The organism is Streptomyces sp. NPDC031445 (genome assembly GCF_055581365.1).
In genome coordinates this window covers 1-21,964 of the sequence record NZ_JBVIJO010000031.1, presented here as the reverse complement: position 1 = coordinate 21,964, position 21,964 = coordinate 1, and the positions used below count along the sequence as shown (strand labels likewise).

Below are 21,964 nucleotides of genomic sequence, written 5' to 3'. Positions count from 1 at the left end.
ACCGGCCGCTCGGCGGACCGGTCACACCCGTGCGGGGCCCGGGTCCTCCTGCACCTCGTACATCCCCGTGCCGTCCAGGAAGCGGAGCGTGTTCATGTCGCGCCGCAGGACGGCCTCCACGGGGTGGCTCAAGGTGAGCGTCGCCGGGTACCCCAGATCCCACGTGGTGGGAACGACGCGGTCGCCGGGTTCGACCAGGAGCGTCACGTCCCGGAAGCTCTCCAGGCGCCGGACCTCCTCCAGCACCTGTCCGCCGACGGCATGGCGGTGCTCGCGCAGCCGATGCTCGCGTCGGTCGCCGGCGGGGTGTCCGGTGCGGATCCGGTCGAGGGCCGTACCGACCGTGTCCTGGGGAAGGTGGTGCGGGGTGGTCCCGACCGGCTCATGGACGGCAGCACGCACAGGGAACGCCACCAGTTCACGCGGCACGCCCCGGCCGGGCCCGATGTCACGGCGGCCGTCTGCCGAAGAGGGGCCAGGACCGCCGGGCGGCGGGTTCGGCGTCGGCACCGCCTGGCACGGACAGGGTGCGCGTCCCGATCACACGGTACTCGTCGCGGACTCACCGGACCCGGCCCTCGCGCCCCGGCCGCCGGACATCGGCGGGCTGGTGGCGGACACGGGCAGTGTCCTGTCACACCCCGCCGTCCCGGCCCGCGAGCACGGCGTTCCCACCGCGGTCGGCGTCGCGGGCGCGACCACCCGCTTCTCCTCGGGCACGCCCCTGGCCGCCGACGGAGGCGCCGGGGCGTTCACCGTTCCCGAGTTACCCGGGCTCGCCCCGCGTCGGCGGCCGGAAGACCGGAGCCGACCGCGTGAAGGCCACGCGGCTGTCCCGCGTGTGGAGAGCCGGCTCGAACAGCCCGAGGCCCGCCCGGAGGGCATGCGCCTCTGGCTGGAGCAGACCAGAGACCCGGTCCGCCCTCGGTTCGGCTGGCGGGCCGGTACCGGGCGGTCGCGGCCCGCCGCCGCGGGCGGGTGGCCCGCTGAGCACCAGGGATCGCCGCACGCCCCGGAGGTGCGCCCCCGGCCCGGAACCGGGCGGCGCCGTGCGGTCGTACGCCCCGGCGCCGGCTCCCGGCCCGGGACACGTATCAGGTGGCCGGAACCGTGTCGTGTGACGCGTGCCGCGACAGCCGGGCGGTGACCGTCTCCAGCAGTTCGTCGGAGAACTCCTGATCATCCACGGCCCGGGCCATGAGCACGGCACCGACGAGGGCGCTCAGGGTGACCATCGCCTCCGCCCGGGCGTCCTCCCCGTCCTCGGCGTCGTCGTCCAAGCCGGCGATGAGGTCCAGGTAGGTGCGGACCTGCTTCTCGTACGCCTCCTTGACGTCCTGGCCGCCGCGCGCGGCGGCGGCACCGAGAGTGACCAGTGCGCAACCGGTGGCCGGTGCGTCCCGGTGCTGCTTGGCGAGGTAGGCGTCGATCAGTCCGGCTCGCGGATCCTGCTCGTTCTTCCGCGCGGACCGCTCCATCTTCGCGGTGCCCTCCGCCAGGGCGAAGGCGGCGGCCTGGGTGATCAGGTCGTCCCGCGACCGGAAGTGCTTGTAGAAACCGCCGTGCGTCAGCCCGGCCTCGCTCATGAGTTCCGCGATCCCGGGGCGGGTGACGCCTTCGGCGCGGATCTTGCGTGAGGTGATCCGCAGCACCCGTTCACGGGTCGCCGCCTTCTCCGCCTGTGAGTGGCCCATCCGACCCTGCCTTTCATGGAGCGACGCGGTGGGGAACCGCGCAACTGGATGACGTACATCATACACCTGCGCCTGTCAAAGCAGGCCGTCCAGTCGCTCCGTTTGACTTTCTGGATGACGTACGTAATCTGGATTCAGGATGTTACTCATCATCCAGATCGGAGCTGAACCGATGACCCGGACCTACGACCCCCGTCGCACGGCCGTCCTGCTGGTCGACCCCTTCAACGACTTCCTCTCCGAGGGCGGCAAGATCTGGCCGCGCCTGGAACCCGTGGCGCGGGAGGTGAGGCTGCTGGACCACCTCCGCTCCGTGGTCGCCTCCGCCCGCGAGAACGGCGTCCGCGTCGTGTTCGTCCCGCACCGCCGCTGGGAGCCGGGCGACTACGAGACGTGGGACCACCCCAACCCCACCCAGCTCGGCATCATGGAGCGCCACAGCTTCGCTCGCGGGACCTGGGGCGGCGAGTTCCACCCCGACTTCCAGCCGCAGCCGGGCGAGCCCGTGGTCCAGGAGCACTGGGCGCAGAGCGGGTTCGCCAACACGGACCTCGACTTCCAGCTCAAGCAGCACGGCATCACCCACGTGGTGCTCGTCGGCCTGCTGGCGAACACGTGCATCGAGTCGACCGGCCGCTTCGCCATGGAACTCGGCTATCACGTGACCCTGGTGCGCGACGCCACCGCGGCGTTCCTGCCCGAGATGGTGCACGCCGCGCACGAGCTGAACGGTCCCACCTACGCCCACGCCATCACCACCACCGACGAGCTCACCGCCGCATTCAAGGGAGCACACGCATGACCCTCACCGGAGACCTGCTGATCGGAGCCTCCCAGGTGCCCGCGACCGCGGGAACCATGAAGGCGCTCAACCCCGCCACCGGAGAACTCGTCGGGCCCGAGTTCGCCTTCGGAGGCGCGGCCGAGGTCGACCGCGCGGTCCGCCTGGCCGACGAGGCGTTCGACAGCTACAGCCACACCGGCCTGGCCGAGCGCGCGGCCTTCCTGGAGCTCGTCGCGGACAAGCTGGAGGCGGCCAAGGACCGGCTCGCCGCACGTCTCGAGCTGGAGACCGGTCTGACGGCCGCCCAGTTCGAGGGCGAGGCCGTACGGACCGCCGGCGTGTTCCGCAAGTTCGCCGTCGTCGTCCGCAAGGGCCGATTCCTCCAGGCGACCGTCGACCCCGCGCAGCCGGACCGGCAGCCCGCACCGCGCCTCGACCACCGGTTGCAGAAGGTCGCCCTCGGCCCGGTCGTGGTCTTCGGCGCCAGCAACTTCCCGATCTCCTACTCGGTGGCGGGTGGTGACGTCGCCTCGGCACTGGCGGCCGGCTGCCCGGTCATCGTGAAGGCCCACAACGCGCACCCCGGTGCCTCCGAGATCGAGGGCCGGGTCATCCAGGAGGCCGTCGCCGAGGCCGGACTGCACGAGGGCGTCTTCTCCCTCGTCCGCGGCGCGGGCAACGAGATCGGTGAGGCGCTGGTGGACCACCCCCTGGTCCGGGCGGTCACCTTCACGGGCTCCGAGACCGGCGGCATGGCCCTGTACCGCCGGGCCCAGCAGCGCCCCGACCCCATCCCGGTGTTCACCGAGATGACCAGCGTCAACCCGACCTTCGTCCTGCCCGCCGCCCTCGCGGCACGCGGAGCGGAGATCGGCGGCGGCCTGGTCCAGCGCGGCATGTACAACGTCGGACAGGCCTGCCTGAAGCCCGCCGTCCTCCTCGCAGTCGACGGGCCCGGTTTCCGGGAACTGCGGGACGCCGCGATCGCCGAGGTGGAGAAGGTGGCCGCGCGGACCATGCTCACGCCCGGCATCCACGACGCCTACACCCGCAACGCCCGGCGCCTGGCGGACGAGGGCGCCACCCGGATCGCCGCGGGACCGGCCCCGGACGGCGCGTGGGACGGCCAGTCCCAGCTGTACGAAGTCAGCGGGGAGCGGTTCCTGGCCGAGCCGGCCCTGCGCGAGGAGGTCTTCGGCCCCGCCCTCCTGCTGGTACGGCTGACGGGCCCGGAGCAACTGCTGGAGGCGGCCCGCGCGTTCCGCGGACAGCTCTCGGCCACCCTGCATGCCGACGCCGCCGACCGCACCGAGGCCCAGCGGCTCCTGCCGGTCCTGGAGCGCCGTACGGGACGCATCGTGTTCAACGCCTTCTCGATCCCGCAGGAGGTCACCTACGCCACCACCCACGGCGGCCCGTTCCCGGCCACCTCCGACAGCCGCTTCACCTCTGTCGGCATGGGAGCGATCGAGCGGTTCATACGGCCGGTCACCTACCAGAATTTCCCCGACGACCTTCTGCCGCAGCCGCTGCGCGAGGCGAACCCGCTGCACCTGTGGCGGGTCGTCGACGGCGAACTCACCCAGGACTGAACCGCCCCCACGGCCCCGTCCGCCACCGGACGGGGCCCGCCCCCCACCAAGGAAAGGAGCCCTTCTGTGACCGCCACCGGCCAAACCGCCGCGGACGACGAGCGCGAGGCCCGCGAGGAGGTGCGCCGGAGACTGCTCGGCGCATGGCAGCTCGTGTCATACACCGCCGAAAGCTCCGACGGAGAGGTCATCCACCCCCTCGGCCCCGCCCCGTACGGCCTGATCGTCTACACCCCGGAGGGCTACATGTCCGCCCAGCTGGGACGCGACGGCCGCCCGCCTCTGAGGTCGGCACGTCTCGAGGAAGCGGAGACCGACGAACTGGCGCGGGCGGCGGCGGGCTACGTCTCCTACGGCGGGCCGTTCGAGGTCGTGGACCCCACCACCGTGGAGCACCACGTCACCACCAGCCTCTTCCCGAACTGGATCGGCCGCTCCCAGGTGCGCAAGGTGCGTTTCGTGGGCTCGTTCCTCCGGCTCGCCGTCGCCACTCCCACCCGGCTCTGGGGTGCGGAGCGCACGGCCGAACTCACCTGGCACAGGCTGACCTGACCACGAGCGCCGCCGCCGGCCCCGCCACGGGCATCCCCGGGTGAACCCTTCGCGCGGGTCTCCTCGTCGTCACCTGTGAGGGCTGCCTCCGTCCACGCGGGCGGCGGCAGCGGGACGGCCGCCTCGGTGTGACACGCCGCGACGACGGGTGACCCGTTTCCCGTGCGGCGGTCCGGTCCACCGGCCTGGCCTCCCGTACGGCCTCGGCGGCCCTCTCCTCACGTCTGCCCGACCGGACAGGGCCGCCGCCACGACTTCGGGGGTCACTCGCCGGCTCGGCGGGTGACCGGAGGAGGGCGAGCGCCACCCGGACCGCGCAGGCGGCAGAGGGGGCGGAGGTCGCTGCGGTCGCCGGGGGCTTGCACCGCAGCGGCGTCCGGACGGGTGACAGGGAGCGTGCCGTCCAGGATGACGAACGCCTTCCTGCGCGCTGTGATCATCGCTGAGACCAGGGGCGGGGCCATGGCGGCCAAGACGTCAACGGCCTCGTGTATGCAGCGATACACGGTCGCGATACCGGCGCCGAACCCGGCGGCGAGTCGGGCGTAGGTGTCCCCGCACCGCGGGTGGGCAAGCGCAGGCAGAGCCTGCCGGCCGACGGGAAGCCGCCGCCGGAGCGTCCCGATCTGGTGTGCATGGGTGATCTCGGCCGTGACCCCAGCCACCAGGAGCTTCGTCGCGCGGTACAGCTGGCCACATCGCCCACGGCGCGATCAGGTTGGGAAAATGATTCGAGAGAGGTCGAGGCCTGTTGTCGATGCCCACCCGGTTCAGCCGGCGGCCCGCAGCGGGCATCCGGTGCCGGCACGTGCGTCGAGCTCGGCCCGCAGGGCGGCAAGCTGCGCCATACGCGCGTCGATAACCTTGATCTTCTCCTTGAACAGCGCGGACAACGCCTCGGCGGTGTCGGGCGCGTTCCGCAGTTCCTCGCCGGTCTGCGCGATCTCGGCCAGCGAGAAGCCGAGCGTCTGTGCGGTGCGGACGTACTGCAGCCAGGGCACTGCCTCCGGCGGGAAGTCGCGATAACCGTTGGCCAGACGCCGCCCCGTGACGAGACCGATCTTCTCGTAGAAACGGATGGTGTCCCTGGTCAGTCCCGCTTGCGCGGCCAGCTCCCCGATACGCACGGCTCGCCCTGAACTGCGGACTTGACCTTGGACAGTACTCCACTGTTTACCGTCGTGGCGTCCGTGCAGGAGACCAGCAGGAGCCTCGCCGTGTTCCGTCTTTTCGCCTCTTCCCACCCCGCCTGTCTTCGCGTCGTACGCACAAGTGCTTGGTACGACCTCGTGGTCACAGCCGGTTTCGCCACGCCGTGGACCTACCCCCTGGTGCACGACGCGCTGTCGAAGACCGGTGACGCGCTCGGGCTGGGCGCCCTGCCTGCCCTCGACCCGATAGAGATTCTTTACGCGAATCTGATGGGTTCAGTGGTGGTCGTCTGGGCGCTGCTCCGGATCATCGACCCGCTGCCGGTGCACGGACTGTTCGACGGCATCGCGCGCACGCTTTTCGCCGCGTGGCAGGCGTATGCGCTGGCACACGGTGCTCCGCGCTGGCTGTGGCTGTTCTTCGTCGCCGAGGTGGCGTTCGGCGTCGTCCAGCTTGTGCCGTGGTGGCGGGCTCGACGCACCGACCTTGTGGACCCCTCTGCCGGACAACCGCTCGGCGACGCGGGCCGGTAGGACCCAGACGAGTCGCTTGGCCGTGATGTGCCGAACGGCCTCGTTGCGAAGGGGGCATCGCCGCGGCCGTCGGCATGCCGTCCTGTTCTGGGGCGCGATCAGGTGCGCCGTCGTGGTGCGGGCACCCATCGTCAGCGGCATGGAGATCGGCCCGCGCCGCGTCTGCCGGAGCGTCAGCGGACGGTCGGCGGTGACCGGCCGGGACGCAGCGCGGAGGCCCACCGGGTGTCCGGTGGGCCTCTGTCGCGTCATGCCTCCCGTTAGGTCAGCGTGGCACGGAGGGTGTCCTGTCCGACCGTCGGATCCGCTCGGGACGGCAGGGTGGACCGGTTGATGATCCGGCTCTCCACTCCGTAGATCCGGGTGGCGAGGCGGTCCGGGTGGGCGCGCCACGACGAACTCGCCTGTGCGTGACCGTTGTGCGGTGAGGGGCGGTCAGCGGGTGACGGTGCGGGCGGCGTGTTCGATCAGGTCGGCCACGGCGGCCGGCTGGGAGACGGAGACGGCGTGGGAGGCGTCGATCTCGACGGTGTGGGCGTGGGCGCGTTCGGCCATGAAGCGCTGGGCGGCCGGCGGGATGTTGTAGTCCTGCGTGGCGATCAGGCTCCAGGAGGGGATGGTCTTCCAGGCGGGCTCGGTGGCCTTCTCCTCCAGGGCGTTCGCGGCGATGGGGCGCTGGGTGGCGGCCATGAGGTCGGTGGTGGGCCTGGGCACGTCGGCGGCGAACTGGTCGTGGAACGTGTCGGCCTTGATGTACAGGTCGGTCCGGGTGCCGTTGCCGACCGGGTCGAGGTTGGGGTCGAGGGTGCTGCCGGGGAACTTGTCGGACAGCTCCAATGCGCTCTCGCCCGCGTCGGGGATGAAGGCGGCGATGTAGACGAGGGCCTTGACCTCGGCGTTGCCGGTGGCGGCCTGGCTGATCACGGCGCCGCCGTAGGAGTGGCCCACCAGGACGACGGGGCCCTGCACGCTGTGGAGGTAGTCGCGCAGACCGTCGGCGTCGTCGGCCAGTCCGCGCAGCGGGTTGGCGGGTGCCACCACCGGATAGCCGGCGTGCCGCAGCCGCTCGATGACACCGTTCCAGCTGGAGGCGTCGGCGAACGCTCCGTGGACCAGGACGACCGTGGGCTTGTTCTCCGGCTTGCTGTTCATGGCGTGTCTCCTTCTCGTGCGGTGGTACGGCGGTCGGTGTCTGCGTCTGCCGCGCCGGCTCCGGTCGTCCGGGCGCCGGACGGTGTGCGCGGGGTCAGCGGGTGGTGCTGCGGGCGGCCTGTTCGATCAGGTGGGTGACCGCGGCCGGCCGGGAGACGGAGACGGCGTGGGAGGCGTCGATCTCGACGGTGTGGGCGTGGGCGCGCTTGGCCATGAAGCGCTGGGCGGCCGGCGGGATGTTCTTGTCCTGGGTGGTGACCAGGTCGAAGGAGGGGATGGCCTTCCAGGCGGGCTCGGTGGCCTTCTCCTCCAGGGCGCTGGCGGCGATGGGGCGCTGGGTGGCGGCCATGAGGTCGGTGGTGGGCCTGGGTACGTCGGCGGCGAACTGGTCGTGGAACTTGTCCGCCTTGATGTACAGGTCGGTGCCGGTGCCGCCGCCGGGGAGGGGGAAGGTGACGGGGGCGAGGTTCTCGCCGAGGGTGCTGCCGGGGAACTTGTTGGACAGTTCCAGCGCGCTTTCGCCCTTGTCGGGGAGGAAGGCGCCGATGTACACCAGCGCCTTGACGTTCTGGTCGCCGGTCGCGGCCTCGCTGATCACCGCGCCGCCGTAGGAGTGGCCGACGAGGACGACCGGTCCCTTGACGCTCGCCAGCACGCTGCGGACGTAGGCGGAGTCGTCGGCCAGTCCGCGCAGCGGGTTGGCGGGCGCCACCACCGGATAGCCCTCGTGCTGCAGCCGCTTGACGACGCCGTTCCAGCTGGAGGCGTCCGCGAAGGCGCCGTGGACCAGGACGACGGTGGGCTTCTCGCCCGCCGCGCGGTGCTCGGCCCTGGCCGCGCTGGCGGGGGTGGTGACTGCCAGCGTGAGGGCCGAGACCCCGGCGATGGCGCCCAGCACGGCGATGCGCGTGCGGGTGGGGCGGAAGACGGTCTTCAGGTCCATGGTGGCTCTCCTCGGACAGTGGGCGTGCGACGGAACGTGTCTGCCGGGGCGGTCCGCTCCGGGGTGACGTGAGAAACATAGCGTCCAATTAAGTTGTGCACAACTCAGTTGGGGGAGAGGTGAGGCGGAAGGTCGGGCATTCATAACGCGTCTGGACAAAGCGACCTTCGTGAGGTGGTCGTTCACCGCTCGGGGTCGGAGACCGGTGGGGAGTGGCCCTGGGGCGGCTCGCTGAACGGCGAAGGCCGGGCCCGCATGCGGATGTTGGGGTGGCGGACGCCGAGCAGCTCGACGTGTGAGGGCGGATGGCGAGGTCGCTGTCGCCGGCCGCGACGAGCGCGGGCCGCCCGATCGCCTCACGGCTGCGCGGCGCGTACTGGGCGCACTGACCCCGGGGCGGGTGCGGCCTCGTAGCCGGCTTCCCGGGAGTGTGGGCTCCCGGCCCCGCCACTCGGCAGGCGGACCGGCCCCGGTGTGCCTCCGACCTCTGCGACGCCGGGCGCTGCCCGCGACCTCGGAGACCTGCTGAACGCCGCGAACTATTGACCAGGCAGGTGAATCAGAGGCGCCGAGGTCCTCCGGATGTCGCGGCCCGCCCAGGGTCCTGCCGATCAGGTGTCGAGCCGGACACGTGTGCCGGCCGGGGCCGTCGAAGGTGCCGACTGCCGTTGACCGAATGTGAAGACGCCGGCGGGCTGACAGGATGGTACGGAACGCGCCATGGCCGGGCCGGGGCCTGTGCGGGAGCTGGGGGACCGTGATGGGCTTGCTGATCGAGAGCCGACCGTCGGAGCTGGCGTACGTCGAGCGGGTGTGGCGCAGTCGAAGCGAAGACGTCTGCCGGATGATGTCCGTGGCGACGGCGCACTGGGAACTGGTGTTCTGGCGGCACCGGGGCGAGGCGCAGGCGGCGGTGCTGGGCCCGGAGGCGAAGGCGTCGCTCGCCCCGGTGCCGGAGGACTCCGTCTTCTTCGGGATCAGCTTCGCCCTGGGGACGTCGATGCCGCACATCCCGGTCAGCCGGCTGGTGGGCGGCAGCGCGGAGATCCCCGACGTGACGAGGCGCTCGCTGTGGCTGAAAGGGTCGGCCTGGCACGTCCCCGACTACGGCAACGCCGAGGCGTTCGTGCGCCGCATGGTGCGCGAGGGCATCGTGGACGTGGACCCGGTCGTCCCCGCGGTGCTCGGCGGCGCCGGCCCGGACGTGTCCGAGCGGACGCTGCAGCGGCGCTTCGTCGCGGCGACCGGCCTGACCCAGGGCGCCATCCGGCAGATCCACCGCGCCCGCCAGGCGGCGGTGCTGATCCAGGAGGGCGTGCCGGCCCCGGAGGTCACGCACCGCCTGGGGTACTTCGACCAGCCGCACCTGGCGCGGTCCCTGAAACGGTATGTGGGAAGGACCGCCACCCAGCTGAGCGCACCGGACGCGACGGAACCGCTGTCGCTTCTGTACAAGACCTCGCTCCTGGCGCCTGCCTAATGTCCTCGACGTGGCCGACGTGGCCGACGTGGCCGACGTGGCCGACGGGTCTCCCCGCCCCGGCCGGGGCGGGCGGAGAGCCCCTTGGAAGCACTCATGGAGGAATCATGCGCAAGGTCGTCTCGGGTCTGTTCGTCTCGCTCGACGGTGTCGCGCAGTCGCCCAACGAGTGGCAGTTCGCGTTCGACGAGGAGATGGGCGCGGCGCTGGCCGGCACGCTGGAGACGGCGGACACGATCCTGCTGGGCGCAGTGACGTTCATCGAGTGGGCCGGCTACTGGCCGACGGTCACCAGCGGTGAGGACGCCGGTTTCGCGAAGTGGATCAACGAGTCGCCCAAGTACGTCGTCTCCTCCACGCTGGACAGCGTCGAGGACTGGGCGAACAGCACGCTGATCAGGGGCGACCTCGCGTCCGCCGTCAACGAGCTCAAGTCGGGCCAGGGCAAGGACATCACCGTCGCGGGCAGCCCCACGCTGGTGCGCTCGCTCCTCGAACTCGACCTGCTCGACGAACTCACACTGCTGATCCACCCGGTGGTGGCCGGCGAGGGCCGCAAGAAGTTGTTCACCGACGACGCCCCGATGAGGAGGCTCCAGTTGGTCGAGGCCCGGCCCACGAGCAGCGGAGTGATCATCGCGACCTACCGCCCGGCACGCTGAACCTTCGCGTGGCACCGGATGCCGACGTGTTCCCGGCTCGGCGCACCTCGTGGGAGGCGACACACACATCGGTGTGAGCGCGGCCTCGGGTCGTCGGTCGGAACAGGCGCGGCGCGCTCGCCCCCCCCGTCCGCGAAGGTCCGGCCATGTGGGGAAGACCGTGCGGGCTCACCGGCATGCGGCCGGGGCCCGCGGAAACCCGGAACCGGGCACGAGCCCCGACAGGGCATGCGGATCAGACCACTTCCAGCCCGCCGTCGATCGTGAGGATCCGGCCCGTGAGCCAGGTCGACGTGGGATCGGCGAAGCGAACGATCCAGGACGCCGCGGGCGGTGGCCGTAGGTGCTGGGGACTTGATGATCGAGCCATGGCTGCGGCGCAGATGGGGGAGTGCCGCTTGGGCGAGCATGGTGGGCGCGATGACCAGCACGTCCAGTTGGCTCCACCGGTCGATCGCCGCGTCGGTGATCAGGCCGGGAGCCTGCTCCCAGCGCACGTCGACGGCGAGGGTCGCGATGTTGGAGTTGACGGCGGCGGTCTCTTCCAGGGCTGTCTCTCGGCGGCCCACACCGAGGACGCGGGCCCCCGCCTCCGCCGTACTCGACAGCGTCCTGGCCGCAGACAGAGCCGAACGCGCGAGATGACCGGTGCCGGCGGCGAGTTCGGGTCCCGCACACCTGATCCGGTCAGTGCGCTGTCAGTTCAGCCATTTGCAGACGACCCGCCTCCAGCGTCACCAAGGTCCGGCTACACAAGAAGGCCGGGCGGCGTTTCGCCGTCCCGGTGCAGTGGTGGCGGGCCGGCGGGGGAGGTCTGGACGGGTGCTGACCATCAACGTGGCGGTACTGCCGCCGGCCGATGAGCCACCGCACATGCCGAGGGCAGCCGGCGCCCACGGCCGGGCAACGGGGCCGAGGAGCGGGGGAGTGATGGCAGCACGTCGACGGAGCCGACGTCTGAAGAAGCGGACGCGCAGGCGGTTGCAGGGCTGGGGTGCGGTGGCCGCCGGGGTGTGGGTGGCCGGGCACTGGTCGGTGCTGTGGCCCGTCCTGGTGGCCGTCCTAGCTGCGGCCGTGGTGGGCGGGGCCGGGTGGGCGCTGCTGCGGGCGCACCGTCGTGCGGTCGGCCAGGACCGTGAATGGAGGGAGCAGGAGGAGACCAGGGCGCGGGAGTTGTCCATGGCCGAGGTCGACGCGTTGTCGTGGCAGGAGTTCGAGGCGTACGTCGCCGATCTGTGCCGGCGCGACGGCTGCACGAGCGTCGTCGTGAACGGCAGGAGCGGCGATCTGGGCGCGGATGTCGTCGGCTACCTGGCCGACGGCCGCAAGCTGGTCGTCCAGTGCAAGAAGTACGCTCCGCACCGCAGTGTGTCCTCGCAGGACATGCAGAAATTCGTCGGCACCGCCCGCCTCGAACACGGCGCCGACGTCGCCTTGTTCGTCACCACCTGCCGTGCCTTCACGAAGGCCGCGCTGGGCCTGGCGGTGCGGCAGGACATCGTGGCCCTGCACCGCGACCTGCTGGGCTCCTGGGTGAGGGGCGCTCATCTGGAGACCCTGATCCCGTTGAGCGGACGCGGCGGCGGCACCGTCCGCCGGCACCCCTCCGCCTGACGGTGCCACTCCACCAGTGGCCCGATCAGGGTCGGTGAAGGCAAGGGCGAAGACGCGTCGGACCTGGGAGGTGGCGCGTTCACCAGCCGATCGGCGTGGTCCTCGGCTTCGGTACGGGCGGCGGCATGGGCAGTGGCCGCCCGCCGCGTGACAGCCGCGGGCCCTGCGCAGGAGCAGGAGAAGGAGAAGGCTTGCCGCGGTCCGGCGGGGCGGAAGAGTCCACGGCCCCCCTCGGGCATAGGTGAACGGGCCGCTTCGAAGGTCCCGTTGCCCGGCCCAGGTGGCAGGAGCAGGCGTGCCGGCGGGACCGCGGACGATGCCGGTCATCTCTTGCGGGCGCATGCCTCCGCCTCAGCCAGATACCGCGCCACCGGCCCCAGCGTCAGCAACCCGCTCGCCCCGCCCGCGTGTTCGGTGCGGGCGGGGCGCAGGGCCGTCGCGGCGCGGGCGGCGACCGCGCGCTCGCCGAGGCGGGCGGCGGCGTGGGCGGTCAGGCACCACAGCGCCTCCTGCATGTGATCAGGAGGTGGCTCGGGCGCCCAGGCCAGGGCGGTGCGGGCCTCCTCGGCCCGGTTCCGGGCGAGCAGCACCAAGGGCTGCGTCCAGGGACGGTAGGGGCCCCAGTCGAGGGCGGAGTCGGTGGGCGCGGGACGGTCGTGCAGGAGACGCAGGCCCAGGAGGGCGAGGGCGAACAGGCCCCGGTGCAGTCCCGGCATGCCCGCCGTTCCGGCGAGGGCGTCCTCGGCGACGCGGTACTGCGCCGCGGCCGTGGCGGCGGTCGGTCCGCCCGGTTCGGCGCTGCGGGCGGCCGTTGCCCGGGCCCGGAACCAGTCGGTGAGGACGGGCACGACAGAGGCCTCGGTGCTGACGGCGAGCTGCTCGGCGGCCTCGGCGTGCGCGGTCGCGGCGTGCAGGTCGCCGAGGGCGGAGGCGGATTGCAGGCGGATGAGCCGGCCGAGCACGGCGAAGTTCGACAGCTCGTGCCGGGTGGCCAGGTCGAGCATCTCGATGCCGATCGCGTCCCGTGCCGCCGCGAGCCCCGGCCGGGTGAAGGACTGGAGGAACACACCGTTGAGGGCGAACACCAGCAGGGCGGGGTCGCCCAGCTCCCGGGCCAGCGCCTCCGCCTCGCGCGCAGCCTGTCCGGCACGCCTTCGTTCGGTGCCGGACGCATCGGCGCTGCGGCTCTCGACCGCGACGGTGGCCAGCAGCCGGGCGCGCAGTTCGGCGGGGCCGTCGGGACCGAGCGCAGTGAGCGTACGTTCGGCCGCCGCGACGACGGCGCGGGACTGCTCGGGGTCGTCGGCCCGGCTCCACAGGGCAGGGACGTCGTAGGCGCCGATGACGCGGGCGGTCAGGGCGATGTCCCCGGTGCGCTCCGCGGCCCGGGCGGCGGCGAGGCGGTCGCGCCGGGAGTGGACGAGGGCGTCACCACCGGCCAGGGCCAGGGTGCGCGCCAGCTCGACGGTGGTGCGCGGGCCGAGCCGTACTCCGGCGGACCACGTCCACGCGGTACGCGCGGTACGGGTGGGCTGGAGCGTCGTAGCTCCGCGGAGGATGTCCGTCTCCAGGCGCCGGAGGTCGGCACCGGGGTCGAGTCCGAGCTGGTCCGCGAGCATCGTGCGGGCGCGGCGGAGGGTGGCCAGCGCGTCCGCCTGCCGGCCCGCCCGGTGCAGTGCGCGGGCCAGCAGCCCCCACGCGGGCTCGCGCCAGGGGTGTTCGGTGACGTGGGCGCCCAGTTCGGCGACCAGCTCGGCTCCTGAACCGGAGTCGAGGAGGAGGCGGGCGCGCAGCTCCACCCCCTCCAGCCTCAGCTCCTCCAACCGGGTCCGCTCGCGCTGGGCCCAGGCGGAGCCGGTCACGTCGGCGTAGGCGAGGCCGCGCCAGGCCGCGAGGGCCGCGTCGAGGCCGGCCAGCGCATCAGGGGTACGCCGGGCGCGGGCCAGGGCGTCCTCGAACCGGTGGACGTCCACGTCGTCGCGCGGGAGGCGCAGCACGTAGCCGGGGCCCTCCGTGACGAGGACGCGCGGCGGAGTGCGCGGCGGCCGGTCGGGTTCGATGGCGCGGCGCAGCGCGGCGACGAACGTGCGCAACGCACCCACGGCGCGCACCGGCGGCTCGGCCCACAGGTCGTCCACGAGGGTGTCGGTGGCGACCATCCGCCCCCCGGCGGCGACGAGCCGGGCGAGCACCTCGCGGTGGCGGGGCCCGCCCAGGTCCACCGGTGTGCCGTCATCCCGGAGGGCCCGCACGGCACCGAGCACGTCGATTTGCATGCCCTCCATCTTCCGTGCCGCCGGTGCGCGGCGTCGAAGCGTACTGATCGGCTGCTGATCGCCGTCGCGCACGCTGGTCCGGTCAGTCCTCGGACCAGGGCTTCCACCGGTCCGCCGACCCCAGGAAAGGGCCTTTCATGACGCTCACCGTTCCCGGTTTCGACCACGTCCGCCTGCCCGGCACGGACGGAGTGGAGCTGGCCGCCGCCGTCGGCGGCGACGGCAGCCCGGTCGTGCTGCTGCACGGCTTTCCGCAGACCCACCTGATGTGGCGGCACGTCGCGGAGCGGCTCGCCGGCGAGCACACGGTGATCTGTCCCGACCTGCGCGGCTACGGCGCCAGCGACAAGCCGGCGGCCACCGGCCCCGAGGTGTACTCCAAGCGCACCATGGCCGCCGATATCGTCGCCCTGGCGGCGGCTCTCGGCCATGAGCGCTTCGCCCTGGTCGGCCACGACCGGGGCGCCCTGGTCGCCTTCCGGGCGGGGCTGGACCATCCCGAGACCCTCACACACCTCGGCATCCTCGATGTCCTGCCGACGCTGGACATGTGGGACGTCCTGCACGGTGTCCCGGCGGCGGTCGGCTACCACCTGTTCCTCATGGCGCAGCCGCCGGGGCTGCCGGAGACGATGATCGCCAACAGCGCGGACGCCTACTTCGGCTCCTTCCTCGACGCCTGGGCCGGCGATCCCGCCGCCATGCCGGAACAGGTCCGGGCCGCGTACCTGCGGGCGAGCGCCGCGGCCGTACCGTCGATCGTCGCCGACTACCGGGCCTCGGCGGGCATCGACGTCGCACACGACCAGGCGGACCGGGACGCCGGTTCCCAGCTGGCCATGCCCGTGACGGTCGTCCAGCAGGACTGGGGCGTGCGACTGGGCTACGACGCCACCGCGATCTGGCACGCGTGGGCACCGGACCTGGACCACCGGCTCACGAGGGCGGGACACTTCATGGCGGAGGAGGCGCCCGACGAGATCACGCGGGCGATCCGCGACCTGCTGCTCCGCTGAGCCCGCGGACCGGGCCACGGCCGGCAGCGGGCGGGCCCCGCGATCCGGCTGCCGCCGACCGGGCCGCCTCCCTACGGCCGCTGCGGCGTCCCGCCGGAGCACCGGGCGACGTTCGGCAGAGCGCGGCAGAGCGCCACGGATGTACGACCGTGTCCCTTCCGCTCCGCCGCCAGTGCCGACGACTTGGACCCGGTGCCGCACCCGGTGCCGTGGCGGATCGCGCTGGACCACGCGCGCGGCTCGGCGCGCCGGGCACCGCTGCTTCGAGGAGCTGGAGGAGGCGGCGGTCCGCCGCGCCCCGCACCGGTACGGCCGGCACCAGGCGGCCCTGCGCTACCTGGCCACCTCCTGCCACGGCTCGCATCGTTGCGTTACTGGCACCGGGAGCCGACTTGGCCGACCGCCGCCGACCGACTCCGCGGCCGGTGCTGAGCCCCAGCCCAGGGTGCCTTAGAACCGGTTGAGCGCCTCCGCGCCGTGGTGCGGGCCTTGCACCATCCACACCAGTGCGCAGCGCTCAGTGCCCAGTCCTTCGAGCTAGTCGATGCGCGCGCCGGCGCGGTCGGCGGCCCGCCGGGTGTCGTTGGCCTCGTCGAAGGAGTCGTCGGCGGGCAGCAAGGCCGATCCCGGTCGTACGGCCGCCGACGCGAACTTCTGGCCGGCCTCGGCCATGGCCGGCTTCGCCGCCGACCGGTACACCGCCAGGATCGCCCGGCCCATGTCGGCGTACTGGGTTCGTCCCTCCGGGTCGGTGAGTAGCCGCGAAGGCCTCGCCTCGGCGTTCGCAGGGACTGCGGTGTTGGTCGACGGCATCGATTCACCGGCGCTGAAAGTCGATAAGCAGCCGACTGAAGCCCGTGCGGCCCGAGGGGGCCTCAGGCTGCCATCAGCGCCGCCAGCGCGCGGTCCATTGCGGCGTTGAACTCTTCCGGCGTCAGGGGCAGACGGGACTTGACATCCCGGCTCCACTGGTCGGCGAGGACCTCGGCGGAGCCCGCCTCGACACCGTCGAGCGCCGCGTCGGCCAGGTCCGGCGGAGCGATCTTGTCCACGGGCCAGCCCGCGGCCATGTCGGTGTCGGCCAGGCCGAGGTGTACCGCTGTGACGAGCGTGCCCTGCTCGGCGAGCTCCAGGCGGACGCCGTTGGTCATGGCCCAGGCGGCGGCCTTGGACAGGTGGTAGGCGCCGGCGCCTTTGCCCCCGAACCACGACATGGCGGAGAGGACGTTGACGATCGCGCCCCCGCCGTTCCTGGCGAGCGCCGGCGCCAATGTCCGGATCATTTCCAGGTGGCCGAACATGTTGGTCTCCAGTTCGCGCCGCACCGTGTCCAGCGAACCGGTCACCAGGTCGGTCCCCGTACTGATTCCCGCGTTGTTGACGAGTAGCGAGACGTCCGGGGCGGCCTCGGCGGCGGCCCTCACGGATGCGGGGTCGGTGATGTCGAGGGGCAGGACCTCGACCCCGGGCACGTCCACGGTCTCCGGTCGGCGGGCGGTCGCGTAGACCTTGCGGGCGCCCCGTTCGAGCAGGCGCTGGGCGAAGGCGCGGCCCAAGCCGCGGTTGGCTCCGGTGACAAGGGCGACGGAGTTGTTGATATCCATGGCCGGTACGCTAAAACCTGACGTTAACGTCAGAGGCAAGTGCCGACCGTCAGAGCCGGGGTGAGAGGAGTCACCATGTCTGTCACAGCGGACGCGACCGAGCGGTTGATCCGCATCGGAGAGGTGGCACGGGGCGCCGGCGTCTCGGTGCGCGCCGTGCGCTACTACGAGCAGCAGGGGCTGCTCACCGCGGAGCGCAGCCCGTCCGGCCAGCGCCTGTACCGGCAGGAGGCCATCCCCCTGGTTCGCTTCTTCCAGCAGATGTTCGCCGCCGGCCTGACCAGCCGGAGGATCACCGAACTCCTTCCGTGCTGGGACTCCGGGCACACCGACGCCGATCAACGAGCCATGCTGCGCGTCGAGCGCGAGCGCATCCAGGCCAAGATCGAAGACCTGGAGGCCGCCCGGGACCGCCTCGACGAGGTGATCGCGATCACGGACACGCACCCGTAGGCGCGACCGGCCAGATGTCTCCCCAGCGGCCTGGCCTCGCTGTCTCGGTTGGGGCAGTTCGCCCTGCGGACGAGCGAACCCGAGCCGTTCGACGGCTCACCCGTGGTCGGTACCGTGCCGACCCCGCCCCGACCGGGTGGTCGTGCCCAACGGCGGCCTGTGCGGGGATCATCCCTCGCGGGCCTGATGAGCCTGGTCCCGTCGGCCAGGAGGTCCCGGCCGGCCTCGCGCGGCCGGTTGGCCCTCGGTTCACAGGTGCTGTCCGGCGCGCTCACCGCAGAGCTCGACGTACAACTCGGTGGTGCGGATGAGGATCTCCTCCTTCTGCTTCGCGGTGAGGGTCTTTGCGGGGATCTTGAAGGTGGCGAAACGCATGGTCGCCCGTCCGTAGACATGGCGGAACAGCCGGTCCGGCGAGCACGGTGCGCCCGACCGCTGCCAGGGCGAGACGTCCAAGGCCAGGCCCCGGCGCCCGTCGGGAAACCACGTCAGCTCAACCGCCGAGCGCACCGCACCCGGCGCACACAACACCGCGTCCGCCGGCTCGAACAGCTCATCGCCTCGGACGGTCAGACACACGTACCGGGAGACAATGCCGTCCGGTGTGGGTGATCAGTCTCCCTGGGACCAGGCGGCGCTCGGCAGGGACAGGTAAACGCCGAGGTCGACGATCCCGGTGGCAGCGCGGACGTCCGCGTGAAGCGCATCCACGCGCTCTTGCCGGTTGGCTTCCCTGCCGGCGGCCCACTTCGACCTGATCTCGATCACCACGGACAGGTCACTACGGTCCAGCGGGCTCAGCGGGCTCAGCGGCCGGAAGCGAATCTCGACATCCCCGGGCTGCAACTCGCCGTCGTACGGCTCCTCGGGGCACTCCACGGCCAGGGACACCAGATGCGGCAGCACCGAGCCGAGTTCGCGTAACTGGCGCTCGGGCACCGTGGGCGCGTAGGTCACTTAGACGTCATCTCATTTGGTTGCCTGGGTAGGCTGTCGGCCGTGGTGGGGATAGTTGAGCGGCTGGTGCCGGACAAGTTGTGGGAGCTGTTCCAGCGAGTGGTGCCGGAGGCGCCGGTACGGCCTCAGGGCGGTGGCAGACGAAGGCACGGTGACCGTGAGGTGCTGGCCGCGATCGTGTTCGTGGCCGCGTCTGGCTGCACGTGGCAGCAGTTGCCGTCGGCGTCGTTCGGGCCGTCGGGTGCCACGGCCCATCGACGCTTCGCCGAGTGGACGAAGGCCAGGGTGTGGGCCAAGCTCCACCGCCTGGTCCTCGACGAGCTCGGCTCCCGCGGCGACCTGGACTGGTCGCGATGCGCGATCGACTCGGTGAACATGCGCGCCCTGAAAAGGAGGAACTGACAGGTCCGAATCCTGTCGACCGGGGCAAGTACGGCTCAAAGATCCATCTGATCACCGAGCGGACCGGTCTGCCCCTGTCTGTCGGCATCTCCGGGGCCAACGTGCACGACAGCCAGGCCCTGATACCCCTCGTGAAGGGCATCCCGCCGGTCCGGTCCCGCCGAGGCCCCCGGCGCCGCAAGCCCGGCAAGCTCCACGCCGACAAGGGCTACGACTACGCCCGCCTGCGGCGATGGTTAAGCAGCCGAGGCATCCGACACCGCATCGCCCGCAAGGGAGTTGAGACGTCGCAGCGTCTGGGGCGCCACCGTTGGACCATCGAACGCACCATGTCCTGGCTGGCCGGCTGCCGCCGCCTCCACCGTCGCTACGAGCACAAGGCCGAGCACTTCCTCGCTTTCACAAGCATCGCCTGCACCCTCATCTGTTACCGGCGGCTCGCCCGCTGATGTGGGCTTGCAGAAGCTTCACCGCCAGGTCGTGGCCGCAGTGATTGGCCATGTCCATGGGGGTGCGACCGTCGGGATCGGCGAGCTGCGGGTCAGCCCCGAAGGCCAGCAGCACAGCGGTGGTATGCACAGTCAACGCCTGGCCGCTCTGCAGAGAGCCGTCGCCCTCGACGTCGATCGCGTGCGTCAGCAGCGTCATGTTGCTGAAGACCTCATCGGGATCGGAACCGTCGGCCAGCAACCGGGCCAGAGTCTCCGCGTCCTCGTGCTCGACCGCGCGATGGGCGGGTGTCCAGTAGTCGCTCACCGACGCATTCAACCGCCATCGCAGCCCGTCTGCCAGCCACTATGCACGCCGCCAGTCGCCAATTGAGATGACTTCTAAAGCGGCACGGCTGGTCCTGGCAGGCACCTGCCCGCCGTGCACTCGAACGCGACGAGCACGCGGTGGAGCTGTGGAAGAAGGAGGTGTGGCCGCGGGTAAAAGTCTCGCGGCGGCGTCCGGGGCGTGGATCGTTTTCGAGGACGAGGCCGGATTCGCGATGACTCCGCCCCGGGCCCGGACCTGGGGACCACGTGGCCACACGCCCGTTGTCCGCGTTCGGGGAAGATCCCGCCGCAGGACTTCGGTCGCCGCGCTGTTCTGCTACAAACCCGGCGAGACCGCAAGACTGATCTACCGGCCCCGTCAGCATCTGCTCCTGAAAGGAGCACGGAAGAGCTTCTCCTGGCAGGATTACCGAGACCTGTTGGTGAGGGCCCACATTCAGCTCGACGGTCCCATCGTGGTGGTCTGGGACAATCTCAACACCCACCTGGCAGCGGGCTTGAAAAAGTACGAAGCCGAGCACGACTGGCTCACCACCGTCCGTCTCCCCTCATACGCACCCGACCTGAACCCCGTCGAGGCCGTCTGGTCACTCGTGCGCAGGGCCATGGCCAACACTGCCTTCGACACACCCCACGACCTCGACTGCAAACTCCGCCGCGAGTTACGCAGGATCCAACTCCGACCCCACCTCACCGACGGCTGCCTCACCGCCACCGGCCTGGCTATCGACCAACCGACTCCACCCTGAAAACCTCAGTAATCAGCGGTCAGGCCGTCGTGAGACACCGGGCGGCCAGGTTGGGGGAGCCATCGAGGGCGACCCTCCGAAAGCCATACCCGGTGTCTCTGGGCCTCCAGACCTTACAAGTGGCCTTGATCAACCGGGTCAAGAAGGTAGGACCCTACGAATGGCTCGCTCGTCCCGATCAACAAGGTAGGGAGGACTGCATATCATCGCGTGCTGGAGGCTGCCGCGGTTTCCGGTCTCGTTGCCTGTCTGACCTGCCTGCTCGCCGTCGACACGACCGCCACAACCGCCAGGCATGCTGCCAGAGCGGCGAAGGTAGGCACCGCGCCGAAACTCTGCAGCGAGAAGCCGCCGAGAAGGGCGCCCAATGGGACGGTGCACCAGCCGATCATCCGGGAGACTCCATACACACGGCCCTGGAGACGGTCGGGCGTCAAGGCGTAACGGTAGGCGGCGTTGGCGGTCTGGAAGATCGGGCCCACCAGGCCACCGACTGTGTAGACGGCACCCAGCACGAACACGCTCGGCGCAAGCGCGAGCGCCACCATCTGCACCACCCACCACCACAGAGCGCCGAGCAGGATCGCGTTTGAGGGGACCAGCCGCTGCACCCGTGGGGCGGCCACGGCGCCGGCGATCGCGCCCACGCCGAACAGGCCCAGGACGGTACCGATCGAGGTCGTGGACGCGCCGAGTTCCCTGGCGCGCACGATGATGGTCAGGCTGAGGGCGCTGAAGGCGAGGTTGCCGACCGAGGCGATCGCCACGAGCGTACGGAGCAGGTGCTGACGCCACAGCCAGCGCAGGCCCTCCCCTATCTCCGCCACCAAGTGGCGGCGCTCCGGCGGGCGTTCCTCCTGCAGAGGCCGCCGGAGGGGGGCAGTCATGACGACGCCCACCAGATAGGACACCGCGTCGAGCGCGAACGGGACGGCGTGGCCCAGGGCGAAGAGGAAGCCTCCCAGCGGCTGGCCGACCAGGCCGGCACCTTGGTCGCGGGCCTGGTTCTGGGCAACCGCCGCCGGCAGCTGCGAGGGGGACACCACGAAGGGCAGGGCGGCGGTCTCGGCGAGGAGGAAGAAGACGTACAGCGTCCCTTCGGTGAACGCCACCACGACGACGTGGCCGATGGTGAGCCGGCCGAGCAGGACTGCCACCGCGACCGAGGCCAGGGCGATCGCCCGGCCGGCGTCGGCGACGAGCAGGATCCGCTTGCGGGGCCAGCGGTCGACGAGCGCGCCGGCCGGCACGAACCAGACCAGGAAGGGGGCCGTCTGCGCGGCGGACACCAGGCCAGCCTGAGCGGCAGAACCGGTCAGGGCCAGCACGAGCAGCGGGTACGCGATTCCGCTGACCCGGGAGCCGATCGTTGAGACGACCTGCCCCGTCCACAGCAGGAGGAAGTCGCGATTACGCCAGAGAGGAATCGGCGTCGGTTCATTCTGACGACCGCGTAACAACGTTCACCTTGCCTTTTAGACGGTGTCCTATGTGGTGATCGCTCGTTGGGCTGCGTATGGGGCGGGGTACGTGGAGTTGGATTGTTCCGGACGGGCTGTGGGAGATCGCG

Annotated in this window: 22 protein-coding genes and 5 pseudogenes; 13 read left to right on the top strand and 14 right to left on the bottom strand. The window is 71.4% G+C overall.

Translation table 11 applies throughout. The annotated features are described in order from the left end of the window. Positions 1-21: 21 nt before the first annotated feature. Positions 22-402, bottom strand: coding sequence for a hypothetical protein (locus ACZ5DC_RS39725; RefSeq protein WP_468661220.1), 381 nt, complete (start codon positions 400-402; stop codon positions 22-24). A gap of 43 nt (positions 403-445) precedes the next feature. Between ACZ5DC_RS39725 and ACZ5DC_RS39720 the strand changes: the two genes are divergently transcribed. Beyond that, positions 446-1,147: a PEP-utilizing enzyme gene (locus ACZ5DC_RS39720; RefSeq protein ID WP_468661218.1), complete on the top strand. Its 702-nt coding sequence runs from the start codon at positions 446-448 to the stop codon at positions 1,145-1,147. Here ACZ5DC_RS39720 and ACZ5DC_RS39715 read toward each other — a convergent pair. Beyond that, positions 1,095-1,694 carry a TetR/AcrR family transcriptional regulator gene (locus tag ACZ5DC_RS39715; protein ID WP_468661216.1) on the bottom strand — a complete coding sequence of 200 codons (600 nt, stop codon included), beginning with the start codon at positions 1,692-1,694 and terminating at the stop codon, positions 1,095-1,097. The two genes, ACZ5DC_RS39720 and ACZ5DC_RS39715, sit on opposite strands and share 53 nt — an antisense overlap. A gap of 172 nt (positions 1,695-1,866) precedes the next feature. Here ACZ5DC_RS39715 and ACZ5DC_RS39710 point away from each other — a divergent pair, with 172 nt between their 5' ends. The 3 genes from ACZ5DC_RS39710 to ACZ5DC_RS39700 all read left to right on the top strand — a co-directional run bounded on the left by ACZ5DC_RS39710 (position 1,867) and on the right by ACZ5DC_RS39700 (position 4,622). After that, entirely contained in the window at positions 1,867-2,496 is a 630-nt protein-coding gene (locus ACZ5DC_RS39710) for a cysteine hydrolase family protein (RefSeq protein WP_468661214.1), read from the top strand. Continuing rightward, on the top strand, positions 2,493-4,070 hold the full coding sequence (locus tag ACZ5DC_RS39705) for an aldehyde dehydrogenase (NADP(+)) (RefSeq protein WP_468661212.1): 1,578 nt from the start codon (positions 2,493-2,495) through the stop codon (positions 4,068-4,070). Before ACZ5DC_RS39710 ends, ACZ5DC_RS39705 begins: the two co-directional genes overlap by 4 nt. A 66-nt stretch (positions 4,071-4,136) precedes the next feature. Beyond that, complete coding sequence (locus ACZ5DC_RS39700) at positions 4,137-4,622, top strand: lipocalin-like domain-containing protein (RefSeq protein WP_468661210.1); 486 nt, start codon at positions 4,137-4,139, stop codon at positions 4,620-4,622. A gap of 392 nt (positions 4,623-5,014) precedes the next feature. Here ACZ5DC_RS39700 and ACZ5DC_RS39695 read toward each other — a convergent pair. Beyond that, positions 5,015-5,245, bottom strand: a pseudogene (locus tag ACZ5DC_RS39695) (helix-turn-helix domain-containing protein); the annotation flags it as partial. Between the two features lie 147 nt (positions 5,246-5,392). Beyond that, the gene (locus tag ACZ5DC_RS39690) at positions 5,393-5,749 is read right to left on the bottom strand and encodes a MerR family transcriptional regulator (RefSeq protein WP_468661208.1); all 357 of its coding nucleotides are present in this window, start codon (positions 5,747-5,749) and stop codon (positions 5,393-5,395) included. 90 nt (positions 5,750-5,839) lie between these two features. On the opposite strand from ACZ5DC_RS39690, the gene ACZ5DC_RS39685 reads away from it, so the two are divergent. After that, positions 5,840-6,307: a hypothetical protein gene (locus ACZ5DC_RS39685; RefSeq protein ID WP_468661232.1), complete on the top strand. Its 468-nt coding sequence runs from the start codon at positions 5,840-5,842 to the stop codon at positions 6,305-6,307. A 435-nt stretch (positions 6,308-6,742) separates the two neighbouring features. Here ACZ5DC_RS39685 and ACZ5DC_RS39680 read toward each other — a convergent pair whose 3' ends face one another. Together ACZ5DC_RS39680 and ACZ5DC_RS39675 are read right to left on the bottom strand one after the other, a co-directional pair. Next, positions 6,743-7,459: an alpha/beta fold hydrolase gene (locus tag ACZ5DC_RS39680; protein WP_468661207.1), complete on the bottom strand. Its 717-nt coding sequence runs from the start codon at positions 7,457-7,459 to the stop codon at positions 6,743-6,745. A gap of 94 nt (positions 7,460-7,553) precedes the next feature. Beyond that, positions 7,554-8,402 (bottom strand): alpha/beta fold hydrolase, encoded by an 849-nt coding sequence (locus ACZ5DC_RS39675; protein WP_468661205.1) that lies wholly within the window; start codon positions 8,400-8,402, stop codon positions 7,554-7,556. A 760-nt stretch (positions 8,403-9,162) separates the two neighbouring features. Here ACZ5DC_RS39675 and ACZ5DC_RS39670 point away from each other — a divergent pair. The 3 genes from ACZ5DC_RS39670 to ACZ5DC_RS39660 all read left to right on the top strand — a co-directional run bounded on the left by ACZ5DC_RS39670 (position 9,163) and on the right by ACZ5DC_RS39660 (position 12,158). Beyond that, complete coding sequence (locus ACZ5DC_RS39670) at positions 9,163-9,882, top strand: helix-turn-helix domain-containing protein (RefSeq protein WP_468661230.1); 720 nt, start codon at positions 9,163-9,165, stop codon at positions 9,880-9,882. Positions 9,883-9,989: 107 nt separating this feature from the next. Then, complete coding sequence (locus ACZ5DC_RS39665) at positions 9,990-10,544, top strand: dihydrofolate reductase family protein (RefSeq protein WP_468661203.1); 555 nt, start codon at positions 9,990-9,992, stop codon at positions 10,542-10,544. 930 nt (positions 10,545-11,474) lie between these two features. Beyond that, the gene (locus tag ACZ5DC_RS39660) at positions 11,475-12,158 is read left to right on the top strand and encodes a restriction endonuclease (protein WP_468661201.1); all 684 of its coding nucleotides are present in this window, start codon (positions 11,475-11,477) and stop codon (positions 12,156-12,158) included. Between the two features lie 323 nt (positions 12,159-12,481). On the opposite strand, the gene ACZ5DC_RS39655 is transcribed toward ACZ5DC_RS39660, so the two are convergent. Further along, positions 12,482-14,434 (bottom strand): BTAD domain-containing putative transcriptional regulator, encoded by a 1,953-nt coding sequence (locus tag ACZ5DC_RS39655; RefSeq protein ID WP_468661199.1) that lies wholly within the window; start codon positions 14,432-14,434, stop codon positions 12,482-12,484. Positions 14,435-14,571: 137 nt separating this feature from the next. Here ACZ5DC_RS39655 and ACZ5DC_RS39650 point away from each other — a divergent pair, with 137 nt between their 5' ends. Then, on the top strand, positions 14,572-15,450 hold the full coding sequence (locus ACZ5DC_RS39650; protein WP_468661197.1) for an alpha/beta fold hydrolase: 879 nt from the start codon (positions 14,572-14,574) through the stop codon (positions 15,448-15,450). A gap of 186 nt (positions 15,451-15,636) precedes the next feature. Further along, a pseudogene (locus ACZ5DC_RS39645) lies at positions 15,637-15,818 on the top strand (hypothetical protein); the annotation flags it as partial. A gap of 169 nt (positions 15,819-15,987) precedes the next feature. Here the strand turns inward: ACZ5DC_RS39645 and ACZ5DC_RS39640 are convergent. Together ACZ5DC_RS39640 and ACZ5DC_RS39635 are read right to left on the bottom strand one after the other, a co-directional pair. Next, the gene (locus tag ACZ5DC_RS39640) at positions 15,988-16,170 is read right to left on the bottom strand and encodes a hypothetical protein (RefSeq protein ID WP_468661195.1); all 183 of its coding nucleotides are present in this window, start codon (positions 16,168-16,170) and stop codon (positions 15,988-15,990) included. A gap of 155 nt (positions 16,171-16,325) precedes the next feature. After that, positions 16,326-17,054: an SDR family oxidoreductase gene (locus ACZ5DC_RS39635; protein ID WP_468661193.1), complete on the bottom strand. Its 729-nt coding sequence runs from the start codon at positions 17,052-17,054 to the stop codon at positions 16,326-16,328. A 75-nt stretch (positions 17,055-17,129) separates the two neighbouring features. Between ACZ5DC_RS39635 and ACZ5DC_RS39630 the strand changes: the two genes are divergently transcribed. Beyond that, positions 17,130-17,507: a MerR family DNA-binding transcriptional regulator gene (locus ACZ5DC_RS39630; protein ID WP_366752108.1), complete on the top strand. Its 378-nt coding sequence runs from the start codon at positions 17,130-17,132 to the stop codon at positions 17,505-17,507. A 264-nt stretch (positions 17,508-17,771) separates the two neighbouring features. Here the strand turns inward: ACZ5DC_RS39630 and ACZ5DC_RS39625 are convergent. From ACZ5DC_RS39625 to ACZ5DC_RS39615, 3 genes and pseudogenes are all read right to left on the bottom strand, one after another. Further along, positions 17,772-17,882, bottom strand: a pseudogene (locus ACZ5DC_RS39625) (4-oxalocrotonate tautomerase); the annotation flags it as partial. A 3-nt stretch (positions 17,883-17,885) separates the two neighbouring features. After that, a pseudogene (locus tag ACZ5DC_RS39620) lies at positions 17,886-18,101 on the bottom strand (NF041680 family putative transposase); the annotation flags it as partial. An 18-nt stretch (positions 18,102-18,119) separates the two neighbouring features. Then, positions 18,120-18,464: a hypothetical protein gene (locus tag ACZ5DC_RS39615; protein ID WP_468661191.1), complete on the bottom strand. Its 345-nt coding sequence runs from the start codon at positions 18,462-18,464 to the stop codon at positions 18,120-18,122. Between the two features lie 42 nt (positions 18,465-18,506). On the opposite strand from ACZ5DC_RS39615, the gene ACZ5DC_RS39610 reads away from it, so the two are divergent. Continuing rightward, positions 18,507-19,315 (top strand): IS5 family transposase gene (locus ACZ5DC_RS39610; protein WP_468661189.1). Its coding sequence is split into 2 segments (ribosomal slippage): positions 18,507-18,851 and positions 18,854-19,315, totalling 807 coding nucleotides; the frame shifts between segments, so codons are not numbered across the junction. On the opposite strand, the gene ACZ5DC_RS39605 is transcribed toward ACZ5DC_RS39610, so the two are convergent. Beyond that, positions 19,287-19,622 (bottom strand): ankyrin repeat domain-containing protein, encoded by a 336-nt coding sequence (locus tag ACZ5DC_RS39605; protein WP_468661187.1) that lies wholly within the window; start codon positions 19,620-19,622, stop codon positions 19,287-19,289. The genes ACZ5DC_RS39610 and ACZ5DC_RS39605 overlap by 29 nt on opposite strands. Positions 19,623-19,693: 71 nt before the next feature. Between ACZ5DC_RS39605 and ACZ5DC_RS39600 the strand changes: the two are divergent. After that, positions 19,694-20,394, top strand: a pseudogene (locus tag ACZ5DC_RS39600) (IS630 family transposase); the annotation flags it as partial. Positions 20,395-20,597: 203 nt separating this feature from the next. Here the strand turns inward: ACZ5DC_RS39600 and ACZ5DC_RS39595 are convergent. Beyond that, the gene (locus tag ACZ5DC_RS39595; protein ID WP_468661185.1) at positions 20,598-21,854 is read right to left on the bottom strand and encodes an MFS transporter; all 1,257 of its coding nucleotides are present in this window, start codon (positions 21,852-21,854) and stop codon (positions 20,598-20,600) included. Between the last annotated feature and the right edge of the window lie 110 nt (positions 21,855-21,964).